Below are 13,899 nucleotides of genomic sequence, written 5' to 3'. Positions count from 1 at the left end.
CCTGGTAGCGCATTATGCCATATTCTTGAGCTTCCTTTATGTTGGTTTTGTTCATAAGCGCAAGCGCGTCAGCCTTGCAAACGCAAAAAAAGGTCAAAAAAACCGCGATGAAAAAACTTTTCATAATTATCCGCCGCTTTTCTTTCTGCGGCATCATCTCCTGTTACGTAATTAATAGCATTTTGTCCTGCATCGTCGCGGATAATCCCAAGCGCCTCCCCCATTGGGGATTGTCGGAGCTATCTGAAAGGTCCTGAGCGGATTTTTCGCCGGGCGCGGCAAAATCCAAGGCATGCCTAAAGGCACGCTAAGTTTTTTCAACAAAGCAGGCCGTCCGCCGGGAAACGGGCATTGAACGGCAGCGCCAACGCGCCCTGAAAATGTTTCCAATTTTATTCTAAGGTTACACCATGAGTAGGATTGGCGAGATAATTTGCCGTCCGGCGCAAAACGCAGCCGAACCCGTATGCCCGGCAAGGCTTTAGGTCAAAGCAAGGCGGCAAATTGACCGCAAGTAATATGATTTTGATCCAGGAACAGTATAAGTAAATTCAATCATAGATAGGCCTCGCCGGCAAATACTTTTTCCGCCGCGCCGGTCATGAAAATAGAACCGGTTTTGCCCGGCCACTCAATGAACAGGCTGCCGCCGTCAACCGCGACTTCCACTTTGTCGGCCAAAAGGCCGTCAAGCATGCCGGCCGCCGCCACCGCGCAAGCGCCTGTGCCGCAAGAGAGCGTTACGCCGGCACCTCTTTCCCAAACGCGCATACGGACTTTGTTTTTAGCAGCGGCCGCGGCGAAATGAACATTGGTTTTCGCCGGAAACAAACTGTCGGTTTCAAGCAAAGGCCCATACAAAAACACATCTATGCTGTCTATATCGTCAACAAAAGTAACAAAATGCGGGTTGCCCATCGATATGCCCCGGCCGGTAAATTTCCTGCCGCCGACCGTTATTTCAACGCCGGCCGCTTCCGCGTCCGGGCGGCCGGACATAGGAATTTCGCCGCGCCTGGTTTTGGGCGTCCCCATATCAACCGTTACGGCGGCAATTTCCGCCCCAGAAAAAATCAGTTGCGGCTTTATTATGCCGGCAAGCGTTTCCACCAGCATATTTTTTTTGCGGCAAATTCCCGTTTCATACAAATGTTTCGGCAAACAACGCATAAGATTGCCGCACATTTCCGCTTCACTGCCATCGGAGTTGAAAAGGCGCATACGTATATCGGCTTTGTCGCTTGTCTCCAGAAGACACAGTCCATCGGCGCCCACGCCGAAATGCCTGTCGCAAAGCTTTGCGGCCAAGGGCGCCGCGTCTATTTTCGCGTCAATTTCATCAAGGATTATAAAATCGTTGCCCAGCCCGTGCCATTTGGTAAACTTCAAAGCAAAATGCCCCCTTGTTTTGGCTCACTTACATTTTAACACCAAGGCCATTATTTAACAACCTTATCTTTTACCGAAGCGATGCGCGGCAATTGACCGCCGGAAAGCGATGCTTTATACTTTATGAAGGACAGGGGGCGATTTACATGTATTTTGACGAAAAACTGAAAAAACTGCGCCTGGACAAAGGGCTTTCATTAGAGGAACTATCGCGGGAACTAAATATCCCCGAATCCATGCTTGAAGGACTGGAAACAGGATTTCGCGATCCCAGCGCGCAGGATTTAACGAAAATAACTGAATTTTTTAAAGTATCCCCGGAAGACATAGCGGACGATCAGCCCGCCGTCAACGCTTTTTCCGTTCTTTTCGGCACCGGCGGCGTTTTGCCTTCCGCTTTGCCGACACAACCTTTTGCTGACGGGCAGGCGCTTTTGCCGGACGCTCCGCCAATATCCTTTTTGAACGAGGCCATAAAGCGCGGCGGCCAAGAAACAATTTATGAGTATCCTGATAAATACATTCGCGCCGCCAAGGCGCCGGCAGGCGAGTATATCTTGTTGCGGGTCCCTGACGACAGCATGCGCGCTTTCGGCATATTAAAAGGCGACGCGGCTATTGTACGGCGGCAAAATGTGGCAGCGCCCGGCGATATAGCTGCGGTATGGAACAAAGCGCCGGGCGGCGTCTCTTTGCGGCTTGTCCGCAAAGACGGACGGGAAGCCGCCGATGGCAGCTGCCCTCTGCCGGCCCTTGCCCAAGACGATCAAATTTACGGCCGAGTGGTAGAAATAAGAAGAAACTTCTGACAGTTTTTGGCCTTTGGCCAACGGACACGGCACCCACGCGCACGATGCGCCGGCTATAATTCGCTGCCCAGTCGCTTGTTCGCTTCCAGCAGCTTGTCCACCCTATAAACATACGACAACACTTCGGCGACCGCCTGATAAAGTTCAGGCGGTATTTCACTATCTATTTCCAGCGCCATGAGCATCTGGGTAAGGGCTTTGTTCTGATAGACGGGCACAAAGCTGCTTTTCGCCGTTTTAAGAATGTTCTCGGCGGTAACGCCCTTGCCTTTCGCCACGACTTTCGGCGCGCTGTCTTTTTCCGTGTCATAGCTTAAAGCGACCGCCTGGGCGATTTCCTTTTTTTCTTCAGCCATAATTTTACCTCTGTTATGCAACCACTATGCTGTTGACCTGCATATTGGTATTGCGCAATGCGTCTTCGATGTCCGGCAGGAAACGGCTGAACTCTTCCATGCCGTCCTGATTGGCAAAGACTATCTTTACGTCTAAAAGCGATTCCTGATAAAGATGAAATATTGCGGTAACCTGGCCAACATATTCGGGGCTGACCTTTATCCTCAGCCATGTTTCGCCGCTTTTGCCGGCAAATTCCCTTCCGCCGTTTTTTTCCCGGTAAACGTCAATATATACCGGCGTATGTTTCTCCTGCCCTTCACTCGCCAGATTAAAAACAAAAGAACCCTGTATATGCTGAGATGATTTATCCCCTTGGCCAGCTATTGTTTTTACCATATTGTCCGCGAGATCGCGCAGGGCGTTCGCCCATGCCTGCACTTGCCGGCGCGGATATTGCAAACTGTCGGCGTATTTGAGCAATCGGGCGAAAACCTGCAATCCTGCGGTTTCTTTGTCAAGCGGCATCTGCTCTTTCGCCGTCAGGCGGTTAAGGGCGCGCTCCAAAACATCAAGTCCGGCTCTGTCGCGGAAGTGTTCTTTGACCAGCCGCTCAAACACATCGGTAAGGAGGACCTTCTCGTCCAAAGAAAAAACCGCCGGATCTCCGTTTAAGGCTTTCAGCGCCCGCGCCAGGCGAGGGTCTGCCCCCGCCATGCCGTCAAGCGATTTTTTCAGCGCGGCCAGGTTTTGGAAAAGATTGGCAATGCTTTCCGCCTTCGCAGTAAAGCTTTGCCCCGGCAATTCCGGCAGCGCCTCTTTGGCCTTAGCCAGCAAAACGCCGGAGGGCCAACTGCCGCCGCGCGAAGGCTGCCGTGTAACTTCCCCGGCGGGCGCGCCCTTTTGCCCAACCGTGGCGTCCCGCTCCTGCTCGGGTTGCTTTGCCGTCTTGTTCACGGTACCCTTTATGGCGTTAGCCAAATTGGCCAAAGCTTTTACTCCGTCCGTATCCGCCAACCCTCTGACAGCGGTCATATTGCGAAAAAAGGACGACAAATCGGCCTTTTGCCCCGGCCGCCCTTTAACCGTCTGCCCATCGGCGGCGCTATCCGACCGGGCGGCAGGCTCGTCTGCGGCTGCGCCGGTTTTTTCCGCTCCGGCCGGCCGCGCCGGCGCCTCGGCAACCTTCCCGGACGTCTGCTTTTGGCCGGAAGCCGCTTCTATCGCTTGCCTGTTTATCAATATTGGCGGCGGCTGTTTGGGCGATGGCGCCAAAACAGCCTTTTGGGGGCTGGCAGGCGCATTTTCCGGTTTAGGCGGCGCGGCTTCCGATCCATCTTTTCCGGCCCGGACGACATCTTTGCCGCCGGCAATGCTCGCCAGCAATTGCCGGAAATGTTGAAGATCCAATTTGGCCAGCACGGCGTCCCGGGAAAAAGGAATGTAATCATTGCCGGCCCTCGGATGGCGCGCAGTTTCCGCCGCGCCCTCCGGCGCCGCTTCCGCCATAAATTGCGCCAGCCGGGAAAGCTCGCCGGCCAGTTTGTTGAGATTGTTGAAAATATCCTTCTGTCCCTGCACGAGATTGACCAATCCTTTGCCCAAATCAAACAAAGTGGCCTTTTGCGCCAACAGGTTCTTAATATCATTTTTCAAGCTTTCCGGCATGCCGTTTATCACTTTTTCCGAAAAAGACAATTTTTCGGCGAGTTCCTTCAATAAAGCGTCGATTGCGTCCTGCCCGGGCGAAAGGATCGCCGCATCCCTTCCGGCCGCCGGCGCCGGCAGCGCCTGTTCCGCCCCTTCAGGGCTTACGGGCGCGTTTGTTTCTTCCGCGCCGCCACTGTTTGCCGGCACAATATTATTGACCGGCCGCGATACGTTCTGGATGTTCACGCTAACTCACCTCGCTGCTTTAAACATACTGCGGAGCGGCTCAAAAGACAGCCGATGTTCAGGCGTCGGCCCAAAGTCCGCGATCGCCTTCACATGCTCGCCTGTCCCGTAGCCTTTATGCCGATCAAATCCGTACTGCGGGTATTGCCGGGAAAGTCCTTCCATCAGCCGGTCCCTGGTAACTTTCGCCAAAATCGAGGCCGCCGCGATTGAAGCGCTCAAACTGTCGCCATGCACTAATGATATCGTTGGAAAAGGCAAATCAGTTAAGGGCATGGCGTCAATCAAAGCGGCGCCAGGGGAAAACGGCAGCGACAGCAGCGCCTTGCGCATGCCGTTTAGCGTAGCTTGGTAAATATTCAAACTGTCCACCATTTTAGCCGGTATTATCTCTATGCTGAAAGCCAGCGCCTGTTCTTTAATCAGCTCATACAATTCTTCCCGTTTCCTGGCAGGTACCTGTTTGGAATCGTTAAGCCCGGGCAAAAAACAGCCGATCCGCAAAATAGCCGCGGCAACGACAAGAGGGCCGGCAAGCGGCCCCCTTCCGGCCTCATCAACGCCGGCAACGCGGTTATGGCCTTGCGCGGCCAATTCCCTTTCATATTTATACAACGCAAAAACACGCGCCTGTTCAGCTATCTTCAAGCCTTCGCGCCTGTTGTGCGCAGCCAAAAGTTTGCGCGCCCCGGCCCGCCCGTCGCGGGAAAGTTCTTCCAGCACGGATGCGGCAGGATTACCGGCCAAAATCTCTTTTATTTGTGAAAGCAGCATATTTATCTCCCGCAAACAGTTACAAACATTCCCTTCCTGAAATAGCGCCCTAACTCAAAAAGTATTGAAGTTTCCGCAAAATATTCGGCAGACGGCAATGGGTTTACAGAAGAAACTGAAAAACCTGTGCCGCAGACACGGCCTTAAGCTGTTGTTTTTGCCCGTCTACTCTTAGGGCAGCAATTCTATTGAAAAAGATTGGGCAAACATGAAACGCAGTCAGGTTGATATCATTTCTGGCAGCGAAGATGTTCCCAGCGCCGTTTGCAAGTGTTTTGATGTTAATGCTTTTTAAGTCAGAACATTAGCCGCCGTCCGCCATGGCTAAACCGCCTCCAGCGATATCCTGCCCAAAAGCCCGGCCCGAAAATCGGTCAAAACATGTTTGGCGGCGGCTTCCAGATCAAATGCGCCGCCGGAACGCAAACAGCCTTTTTGTTTGGCGACCGCCGCCAATACGTCTTCGGCGGCGGTCAGCGCCGTAAGCGACAATTTATAGCGGCAAGCAAAACTATCGGGATACTTCTCCCGCAAAAACTCCAGCAACGAAAGCGCCGCCTGTTCAACATCAAACGCCGCGTCCCTGACCGCCCCGGTCGCGGCAAGCGCGAAAGCGACATGGGGATCTTCAAACTTAGGCCAGAGTACGCCGGGAGTATCAAGCATCTCAAGATTGTTGCCGGCTTTCAGCCATTGCTTGCCCTTAGTCACGCCAGGCCGGTCGGCGGCCTGTGCCTTCGCGCTTTTTAAAAAGCGGTTGATTAGCGACGATTTGCCGACATTGGGGATGCCGGCGATCATCACCCGGATGCTTTTATTTTTCACGCCACGCGCCAGCCATTTTTTCTCAATCGGCGCGGCGGCCTGTTTCAGCGCATCCATAAGTTTATTTACGCCCCGGCCGCGGGCGGAGTCAAGCAGCACGGCCGGCAAGCCGCTTTCCGCGTAATGGCGCAGCCACTCTCCCGTTATCGCCGGATCGCTAAGATCGCTTTTGTTGAGAACTATGACCCGGGTCTTGCCGCCGATTAATTCCGCAAGCAACGGATTGCAACTGGCGACCGGAATACGAGCGTCAAGCATTTCGATCACAATGTCGATAAGCTTCAGCTCTTCGGCGATCATCCTTTTCGCTTTAGTCATGTGACCGGGAAACCATTGAACGGACAATTCCCGCAAAAAGCACCTCCGCTATCCCCTGCGCCCTATCCGCGCTTTCCCTTTCTAAGGCAGCAGCCGCCAAACCGCCGCCGGCCAAAACACCACAAAAGCCTTGCCTTTCACCAATTTCATGGGAACAAAACCCACGTCAGGGTATCTGCTGTCTTCGGAATTGTTACGGTTGTCGCCCATTACAAACACATGGCCTTCCGGCACTATGACTTTATTATAGGAACCTTTGGCCCTTTCCAGTATATAGCTTTCCTCTTTAAGATCGCCGTTTACATACACCGTCCCGCGCCTGATTTCAATAGTGTCTCCGCCCGTGGCGATTACCCGTTTGATAAAGTCGCGGCTAAGGTCGCGCGGATAGCGGAAAACAATTATTTCGCCTTTTTTGGGTTCATCAAAGGTATAAATAAATTTATTTACCAACAGCCGCTCATGATTTTCCAAAGTCGGCATCATGGACGGCCCCTCGACCATGTACGGCTCAATGATGAAAGTTCTGATCAGAAACGCCAGCACGATTGCTATTACAATCGAAATCAGCCAATCTTTGATTTCATTTTGCCAATTTATTTTTTTAAACATGCTGTCACTCCCAAGCAGATGGGCAATTACGCCTATCCCCGCCTCATTTTTCCCTACCGTAAACGGCAGGGAAAAATGAGGCGGGGAGATCTTTTGTTATAACGCCGTTTTTATCTTCTCTCTTTTATGCGCGCCGCCTTGCCGGTGAGTTTGCGCAAATAATAAAGTTTTGCCCGGCGTACCACGCCGCGGCGGACAACCTCTATTTTGTCGATTTTAGGCGAGTGCAACGGAAACACCCGTTCCACCCCCACTCCGTAGGAAATGCGCCGGACTACGAAAGTTTCCCTTACCGCGCCGCCGGAACGCGCTATTACAACGCCTTCAAAAGCCTGTATGCGTTCACGGTTTCCCTCGACGACCTTGACATGGACACGTACGGTATCGCCTGGCCAAAAACTTGGAATGTCTTTTTTTAACTGTTCTTTTTCCAAAATTTCAATAATATTCATAACAATCCTCCTGAATTCCCGGACGTTCTTGAGCCAGCGCGCTTCAGAGGACCGTCCTGTTTGTATCTCATAGATTTTATCATACAAAATCCATATCTTCAAGAACAATTATTCCCGCACCACCTAAATCAATTTTCGGTTCAAGAATGAACACGGGGTAGCGGCGATAGCCAAGAAAATCGGGCGGGACAAATCCACAGCCAGCCGCGAAACAAGGCGCGGGAGTGTCGTGCAACTGAACAGCGACCTGACAAAACGGCTGTGATGACGACTGTCGGTCGCAAGAGCCGCAAGCAGACAGCGGTTAAACCGTAAAGTCGGAAGCGCAAGGCGGTTGACGAGGCGGCCTGCGAAATCCGCGCCGGATTCGGCCATTTTGCCAAGGGCATTTTTCAGAGCATAGCAGGAGGCAGCGGCTCTAAAATTGCTGGATTGAGGGATGCTGTTGAGCGCCCCGTTTACTTCTGCCACCCTTGCCGCAGTTGGGAAAAAGGCACGAACGCGCTACACAACGGGCTTTTGCGGCGGTTTGCCAAGAAAGGCAAAGGCATTGACGATTTGCCGCCGGAGCTAATCGCGATGGCAGCGCAATGAAACTGCGCATTGCCGGTTTATCGCCATAAAAATAGTTATGCTTTTGCCTAAATACATGGTAATATGTATATTGATTGAAAAAATTGCGACAAACAAAAGGAGGATCTTTTGCATGAACAGTTACAGTATGCAATTGGGCGGGAGAACGCTCACCATCGAAAGCGGCAAGATGGCTAAACAGGCCGGCGGAGCGGTACTTGTCCGTTACGGCGATACGGCCGTGCTGGTAACCGCTACCGGCTCGAAAGAGCCGCGGGAGGGCATAGATTTTTTCCCGCTGACAGTTGATTTTGAGGAAAAACTTTATTCCGTCGGGAAAATACCCGGCGGTTTTATAAAACGCGAAGGGCGCCCGAGCGAAGCGGCCGTGCTTACCAGCAGATTGATCGACCGCCCCATAAGGCCGATGTTTCCGGACGGTTATCGCAACGATGTGCAAATAGTCGCCACGGCGCTTTCGGTAGACCAGAACAATTCTCCCGACATACCGGCCATGATCGGGGCATCCTGCGCCCTCTCCATATCCGACATACCTTTTGACGGGCCGATAGCGGGAGTGCGCGTGGGCCTTATTGAAGGGAAATATCTTATCAACCCGACCATTGAGCAACAAGCAAAAAGTGAAATCAACCTTGCCGTAGCCGGCACAAAATACGCTATTTTGATGGTGGAGGCGGGCGCGCGCGAAGTTTCCGAGGATGCCATGCTGGGCGGCATCCTTTTCGGGCACGAGATCATAAAAGAATTGGTGGAATTCCAGGAAAAAATCGCGGCCGAAATCGGCCGCGAGAAAATAAAGCCCGCGCTTTACGAACCGCCGGCCGAACTAACCAAGGAGATAAAAGAATACGCTTATTCCGCTATGGAAGACGCTCTTAAAGTCCCAGAAAAATTAGCGCGCGAAGAAAAATTAGCGCGTCTGAAAAATGAGGCGGCAGAGAAATTTTTGGAGAAATACCCGGAAAACAAAAAGGATATTGGCAATGTTTTGCAAAAATTGCTGAAACAAGCCGTCCGCAAATTGATTACTATTGATAAAATCAGGCCGGACGGCAGACAGATAGACCAAGTGCGGCCGGTCTCCTGTGAAGCGGGCATTTTGCCAAGGGCCCATGGTTCCGGCCTTTTTACCCGCGGACAGACGCAGGTGCTTAACATAGCCACCCTCGCCCCCCTGCGCGAGGGGCAAATACTGGACGGCCTTGGCGTGGAAGACTCCAAGCGCTATATGCATCATTATAATTTTCCTCCTTACAGCGTGGGCGAAACCCGCCCCTTGCGCTCGCCCGGGCGCAGGGAAATAGGGCACGGCGCGCTGGCGGAACGGGCGCTTTTGCCGGTAATACCGTCAGAAGACGAATTCCCCTACGCGCTGAGGTTAGTTTCCGAGGTACTGGAGTCCAACGGCTCGTCTTCCATGGCCAGCGTCTGCGCCAGCACTCTTTCCCTTATGGATGCCGGCGTGCCGATAAAAGCGCCTGTTTCCGGCGTGGCCATGGGACTGGTCAAAGACGGCGAAAATTTTACCATCCTGACGGATATCCAAGGCTTGGAGGACGCGCTGGGCGATATGGACTTTAAGGTGGCCGGAACGCAAAAAGGCATAACCGCCATTCAGATGGATATAAAGATCGACGGCATAAACAAGGATATTTTCGCGGCTGCTTTGGCGCAGGCCAAGCGTGGGCGAGAATTTATCCTGGGCAAAATGTTAGAGGCCATCGACCGCCCGCGCGGCGAATTGTCGCCGTACGCCCCGCGCATCATTACCCTGCAGATTGACCCTGACAAGATTCGCGATATTATCGGCCCCGGCGGCAAAATCATCAAGAAAATCGTGGAAGATACCGGCGTCAAGATTGACGTGGAAGACGACGGCAAGGTGTTTATCGCCGCAGTCGATCCGCAAGGCGCGGAAAAAGCGGTAAAAATCATCGAATCATTGGTCGCCGAAGTCGAAGTCGGCAAAATATATGCCGGCAAGGTTACGCGCTTGATGAACTTCGGCGCTTTTGTCGAAATATTGCCCGGCAAAGAAGGGCTTGTGCACATTTCGCAACTGGCCCTAGAGCGGGTGAACAAAGTCGAGGATGTTGTCGCAATAGGCGACGAAGTAGTAGTCAAGGTTACGGAAATCGACCGGCAAGGCCGGGTAAACCTGTCGCGCAAGGAAGTATTGAAAAGGGACGCGCCGGCAGTTAAATGATCCAACAAACCATTATGCCCAACGGCATCAGGGTTGTTACCGACAGTATGCACGAGGTGCGCTCGGCTTCCCTCGGCTTTTGGGTAGCCTGCGGCGCGCGGCAGGATACAGTTTGCGGCACGGCGCATTTCATCGAACACATGTTTTTCAAGGGCACCGAAAGACGCGACGCGAGGCAACTGGCGCTGGAAGCCGACCGCATCGGCGGGCAGTTAAACGCTTTCACGGCGGCGGAATATACCTGCTATTATGCCAGGGCGCTTGACTCACATATAGAACAGTTGTTTGATCTCTTGGCCGACATGTTTCTGCACTCGCGCTTTTTGCCCGGCGACGTCAAAAAAGAAAAACAAGTAATCATGCAAGAATACGACATGTACTATGACGATCCGGAAGAATTGGCGCAAAACGAGTTTTTCTCCTTCGTTTGGGGCGATCACCCTCTCGGGCGCAATGTTACAGGCGACAAAAAGGACGTCAGGAAAATAAACGGCCGGATCCTCGCCAACTTCCTGCATGATTTTTATACCCCGGACAATCTTGTTGTTGCCGCCGCCGGCAATGTTCGGCATGGCGATATTTGCGGCCTCGCCGACAAATATCTGTCCGGGCTGTCCGGCCAGGCGAAAAAAATACCGGCGAGCGCGCCGGACTTTGCCGCCGGGCGCAAATTTATCCCAAAAGACTTGGAACAGTCGCAGATAATATGGGGCGTACCGGGCATACCGCTGGCGGACTGTTCCTGGCATGCGGCCTCCATCCTGTGCAACCGTCTCGGCGGCAGCGCAAGTTCCCGCCTTTTCCAGGAAATAAGGGAAACAAAAGGGCTGGCGTATTTTATTGATTCTGTTTTCAGCAGTTACAGCGATGCCGGACTTTTTACCATAAACGCTGCGGTCAACCCGGAGAAAGGCGAATTTTTTCTGGCGGCGCTGGAAGAAATCATGGGCGAAGTGGCGGAAAACGGCCTGACCGAAAACGAATTGCAAGACTCCAAGGAACAGTTGATCAGCAGTTTGCTGCTCGGGCTGGAAAATTCCGGCGGGCGCATGCAACGCGTGGGCAAGCTGTCCGTTTTAGGAAAACCGCTCATCCCAACCGAAGAATTGATTGCCAAAATCAAAGGGGCAAGCCTAACCGATGTAGCCGCTATGGCGGCGCGGCTGTTTAAAGGCATTCGGCCGGCCATCGTCGGACTAGGGCCGAAATGTTCCGGAAAGGCGTTGCACCATGCGGGTACGCGGTTTTGAGACAGTAACAAAATACGGCGGGGCGAACATAAACCTACCGAAAAGGAGAACCGCCCAAAGCGCCGGTTATGATATTGCGGCGGCCGAAAGCGCCGTATTGAAAGCCGGGTTGGTAACAAAAGTGCCGACCGGCTTAAAAGCGTATATGCGAAGCGACGAATTCCTCGGCGTACACATAAGGTCCGGACTGTCCGTGAATAACGCGCTCAGCCTGGTCAACGGGCAGGGAATAATTGACGCTGATTATTACAACAATCCCGACAATGAAGGACATATAATCATTGCCTTTTTAAATCATTCAGGCACGGATGTAACAATTGAAAAAGGCGAGCGCATCGCACAGGGCATTTTTTATAAATACCTTATGGCGGACGGCGACCGGGAGCAAAAAAAAGAAGCCCGGCGCGGCGGGTTTGGCAGCACCGGTTAGCCTATCCGAACGGCGGCCCGAAAAGCAAAAGGCGCGCCCCCGGTTTTGGGCGCAGTGAATCCGCGTTCAATTTCGGGCGGTACGGGGCGCGGGCACATGCGGTTTGAACCATTGTCCACGGGCAGGGAGCAAGAGGCCATATTGCGAGAAATTTCCCCGGCGCGGCGGAAAAGCATGGCTGCGCTATCGTCAATTTTTCCGCACAGGAGCCTGCAGAACGCATAAGTCCACCTTATTTCCCTGGCTGTAAAAAGTAGTGTCAAGAAGGCATACATCAATGATGTCGCCCACCAAAGAATAAGATTTTTCGTTCATATAGCTCATAAACCTTGTCAGATGTTCCGTATCGTAAGGCATGCCATATTTATACATGCATAGATATTCCCCGGCGGGTATATTGATGATGTCTTGCCCGCCTTCTTCCCAAACAGGCACGAAAACGCAGGAACCCGCCCCTTCCAAAAAATCGCCTTTTTCCACGGCTTCTTTTTTTATGATGGAGCCAAATCCGCACAAGGGGGTCATTTGTTTTTCAAAAAGGCGCTTCCAGACATTCATCAAGGTGGTATGTTTGGCAAATTGTCCGCCATGCTTTGGCGCAAAGCCTTGTTGAACCTACGGCCTCGCCTGCGTTTTGCGCCGCGCCTGACAAAAAATTCGTTCAAAATCTGAACATTTCGGATAATATCAACAGGCTCTAAATTTTAAAAGTTTTTTGCCGGGTACGGGCATGGCCGCCCTTGCCGGCAACGACCGGGGCAGCGCATTTTGTTTGCTGTCCCGGCTATTTCCATTTATTCGTTTTCCCCGTATTCTTTGCGGACGGGAACCGTGCTTTTTATGTTCAGTTCCCGCAATTGTTTTTCCGTCACATAAGAAGGTGATTGGGTCATCAAATCGGTGGCGCTTTGCGTTTTGGGAAAGGCTATGACATCCCTTATGGATTTTTTCCCCGCCATGATCATGACCAGCCGGTCCAGGCCAAAGGCAATGCCGCCGTGCGGGGGCGTGCCGTACTCGAAGGCGTCCAGCAGAAAGCCAAACTGAGCCCTGGCTTCTTCCGGGGACAGGCCGATGGCGGAGAACACTTTCTCCTGCACGTCCCGCCGGTGTATCCTGATGCTGCCGCCGCCGACCTCGGCGCCGTTTAATACCATATCGTAGGCTTTGGCGCGTATGCCGGCCAGATCGCCGGACAAGCGCGGGACATCGTCCTCAACGGGGGACGTAAAGGGATGATGCATGGCGATATAACGCTTTTCTTCCTCATCGTATTCAAACATGGGAAAATCCAGCACCCACAAAAAGGATAAAGCGCCCTCGTCGATCAATCCCAACCGCCGCCCCATTTCCAGGCGCAAATTGCCAAGGGCCTGCGCCACTACCGCCGGCTTATCGGCGATAAACAACAGCAGGTCGCCCGGTTCGGCACCGGTTTTCGCGCAAATTGCCGCCAGTATCTCCGGGCTGAAGAATTTCGCCACCGGCGATTTTATTCCCTCCGCCGTAACCATCAGCCAGGCCATGCCTTTGGCGCCGTAATTGCCGACATATTCCGTCAGGCCGTCCAGTTCGCGGCGCGGTATGTCGGCCCGTCCTTTTACGTTTATCGCTTTAACTTCGCCGCCGCCCAAAAGCGCGCTTTCAAAAACTTTAAAGCCGCAGCCCCGAACTGTTTCCGACAAGTCGACCAAGCGCATGTCAAACCGCAGATCCGGCTTGTCAGAGCCATAACTGCCCATAGCTTCGGCGTAGCTTAATCTTCGGAAAGGAATATCCACCGTCCGCCCGATGGCGCCTTCGTAAACATATTTGATCATTTCTTCCATCATGGCCATGACGTCTTCTTGCCCGACGAAAGACATTTCCACGTCCACTTGGGTAAATTCCGGCTGGCGGTCGGCGCGCAGGTCTTCGTCGCGAAAGCAGCGGACAATCTGAAAATATCTGTCCATCCCCGCTACCATCAGCAGTTGTTTGAAAAGCTGCGGCGATTGCGGCAGGGCGT

13 protein-coding genes are annotated in these 13,899 nt (G+C 52.9%); 4 read left to right on the top strand and 9 right to left on the bottom strand.

The window, feature by feature from the left end; all coding sequences use genetic code 11:
• Window positions 1–555: 555 nt before the first annotated feature.
• Complete coding sequence (gene dapF, locus LBO03_04045; protein ID MDR3348768.1) at window positions 556–1,389, bottom strand: diaminopimelate epimerase; 834 nt, start codon at window positions 1,387–1,389, stop codon at window positions 556–558.
• A 146-nt stretch (window positions 1,390–1,535) separates the two neighbouring features.
• Between dapF and LBO03_04040 the strand changes: the two genes are divergently transcribed.
• On the top strand, window positions 1,536–2,198 hold the full coding sequence (locus LBO03_04040; protein ID MDR3348767.1) for a helix-turn-helix domain-containing protein: 663 nt from the start codon (window positions 1,536–1,538) through the stop codon (window positions 2,196–2,198).
• A gap of 53 nt (window positions 2,199–2,251) precedes the next feature.
• On the opposite strand, the gene LBO03_04035 is transcribed toward LBO03_04040, so the two are convergent.
• The 6 genes from LBO03_04035 to rplS all read right to left on the bottom strand — a co-directional run bounded on the left by LBO03_04035 (window position 2,252) and on the right by rplS (window position 7,411).
• On the bottom strand, window positions 2,252–2,554 hold the full coding sequence (locus tag LBO03_04035) for an EscU/YscU/HrcU family type III secretion system export apparatus switch protein (GenBank protein ID MDR3348766.1): 303 nt from the start codon (window positions 2,552–2,554) through the stop codon (window positions 2,252–2,254).
• 13 nt (window positions 2,555–2,567) lie between these two features.
• The gene (locus LBO03_04030) at window positions 2,568–4,430 is read right to left on the bottom strand and encodes a hypothetical protein (protein MDR3348765.1); all 1,863 of its coding nucleotides are present in this window, start codon (window positions 4,428–4,430) and stop codon (window positions 2,568–2,570) included.
• A 6-nt stretch (window positions 4,431–4,436) separates the two neighbouring features.
• A complete protein-coding gene (locus tag LBO03_04025; GenBank protein MDR3348764.1) occupies window positions 4,437–5,204 on the bottom strand; it encodes a ribonuclease HII in 768 nt (255 codons plus the stop codon).
• Window positions 5,205–5,528: 324 nt separating this feature from the next.
• Entirely contained in the window at window positions 5,529–6,383 is an 855-nt protein-coding gene (gene ylqF / locus LBO03_04020) for a ribosome biogenesis GTPase YlqF (GenBank protein ID MDR3348763.1), read from the bottom strand.
• Between the two features lie 45 nt (window positions 6,384–6,428).
• Window positions 6,429–6,959 carry a signal peptidase I gene (lepB, locus tag LBO03_04015; GenBank protein MDR3348762.1) on the bottom strand — a complete coding sequence of 177 codons (531 nt, stop codon included), beginning with the start codon at window positions 6,957–6,959 and terminating at the stop codon, window positions 6,429–6,431.
• A 110-nt stretch (window positions 6,960–7,069) separates the two neighbouring features.
• Window positions 7,070–7,411, bottom strand: a complete 342-nt coding sequence (gene rplS, locus LBO03_04010; GenBank protein ID MDR3348761.1) for a 50S ribosomal protein L19 — start codon at window positions 7,409–7,411, stop codon at window positions 7,070–7,072.
• 706 nt (window positions 7,412–8,117) lie between these two features.
• On the opposite strand from rplS, the gene pnp reads away from it, so the two are divergent.
• The 3 genes from pnp to LBO03_03995 are packed head-to-tail and all read left to right on the top strand — an operon-like array spanning window position 8,118 to window position 11,891.
• Entirely contained in the window at window positions 8,118–10,211 is a 2,094-nt protein-coding gene (pnp, locus tag LBO03_04005) for a polyribonucleotide nucleotidyltransferase (protein MDR3348760.1), read from the top strand.
• Window positions 10,208–11,461, top strand: coding sequence for an insulinase family protein (locus LBO03_04000; GenBank protein ID MDR3348759.1), 1,254 nt, complete (start codon window positions 10,208–10,210; stop codon window positions 11,459–11,461). The genes pnp and LBO03_04000 overlap by 4 nt, the downstream gene beginning before the upstream one ends.
• A complete protein-coding gene (locus LBO03_03995; protein ID MDR3348758.1) occupies window positions 11,442–11,891 on the top strand; it encodes a dUTP diphosphatase in 450 nt (149 codons plus the stop codon). The genes LBO03_04000 and LBO03_03995 overlap by 20 nt, the downstream gene beginning before the upstream one ends.
• Window positions 11,892–12,080: 189 nt before the next feature.
• On the opposite strand, the gene LBO03_03990 is transcribed toward LBO03_03995, so the two are convergent.
• The gene (locus tag LBO03_03990) at window positions 12,081–12,449 is read right to left on the bottom strand and encodes a hypothetical protein (protein MDR3348757.1); all 369 of its coding nucleotides are present in this window, start codon (window positions 12,447–12,449) and stop codon (window positions 12,081–12,083) included.
• 236 nt (window positions 12,450–12,685) lie between these two features.
• A partial coding sequence (gene aspS, locus LBO03_03985) for an aspartate--tRNA ligase (protein ID MDR3348756.1) occupies window positions 12,686–13,899 on the bottom strand: 1,214 nt, incomplete at its 5' end.

This window comes from Acidaminococcales bacterium (assembly GCA_031290885.1).
GTDB lineage: Bacteria > Bacillota > Negativicutes > Acidaminococcales > JAISLQ01 > JAISLQ01.
Note: the sequence above shows the minus strand (reverse complement) of the source record. Positions and strands in the feature narration are given on the sequence as shown.

What these genes read in the sequence shown, in the direction of transcription:
- LBO03_04040 (MDR3348767.1), top strand. Translation starts at nt 1,536, where the DNA reads ATGTATTTTGACGAAAAACTGAAAAAACTGCGCCTGGACAAAGGGCTT.
- LBO03_04035 (MDR3348766.1), bottom strand. Translation starts at nt 2,554, where the DNA reads ATGGCTGAAGAAAAAAAGGAAATCGCCCAGGCGGTCGCTTTAAGCTAT.
- LBO03_04025 (MDR3348764.1), bottom strand. Translation starts at nt 5,204, where the DNA reads ATGCTGCTTTCACAAATAAAAGAGATTTTGGCCGGTAATCCTGCCGCA.
- lepB (MDR3348762.1), bottom strand. Translation starts at nt 6,959, where the DNA reads ATGTTTAAAAAAATAAATTGGCAAAATGAAATCAAAGATTGGCTGATT.
- rplS (MDR3348761.1), bottom strand. Translation starts at nt 7,411, where the DNA reads ATGAATATTATTGAAATTTTGGAAAAAGAACAGTTAAAAAAAGACATT.
- pnp (MDR3348760.1), top strand. Translation starts at nt 8,118, where the DNA reads ATGAACAGTTACAGTATGCAATTGGGCGGGAGAACGCTCACCATCGAA.
- LBO03_04000 (MDR3348759.1), top strand. Translation starts at nt 10,208, where the DNA reads ATGATCCAACAAACCATTATGCCCAACGGCATCAGGGTTGTTACCGAC.
- LBO03_03995 (MDR3348758.1), top strand. Translation starts at nt 11,442, where the DNA reads ATGCGGGTACGCGGTTTTGAGACAGTAACAAAATACGGCGGGGCGAAC.
- LBO03_03990 (MDR3348757.1), bottom strand. Translation starts at nt 12,449, where the DNA reads ATGAATGTCTGGAAGCGCCTTTTTGAAAAACAAATGACCCCCTTGTGC.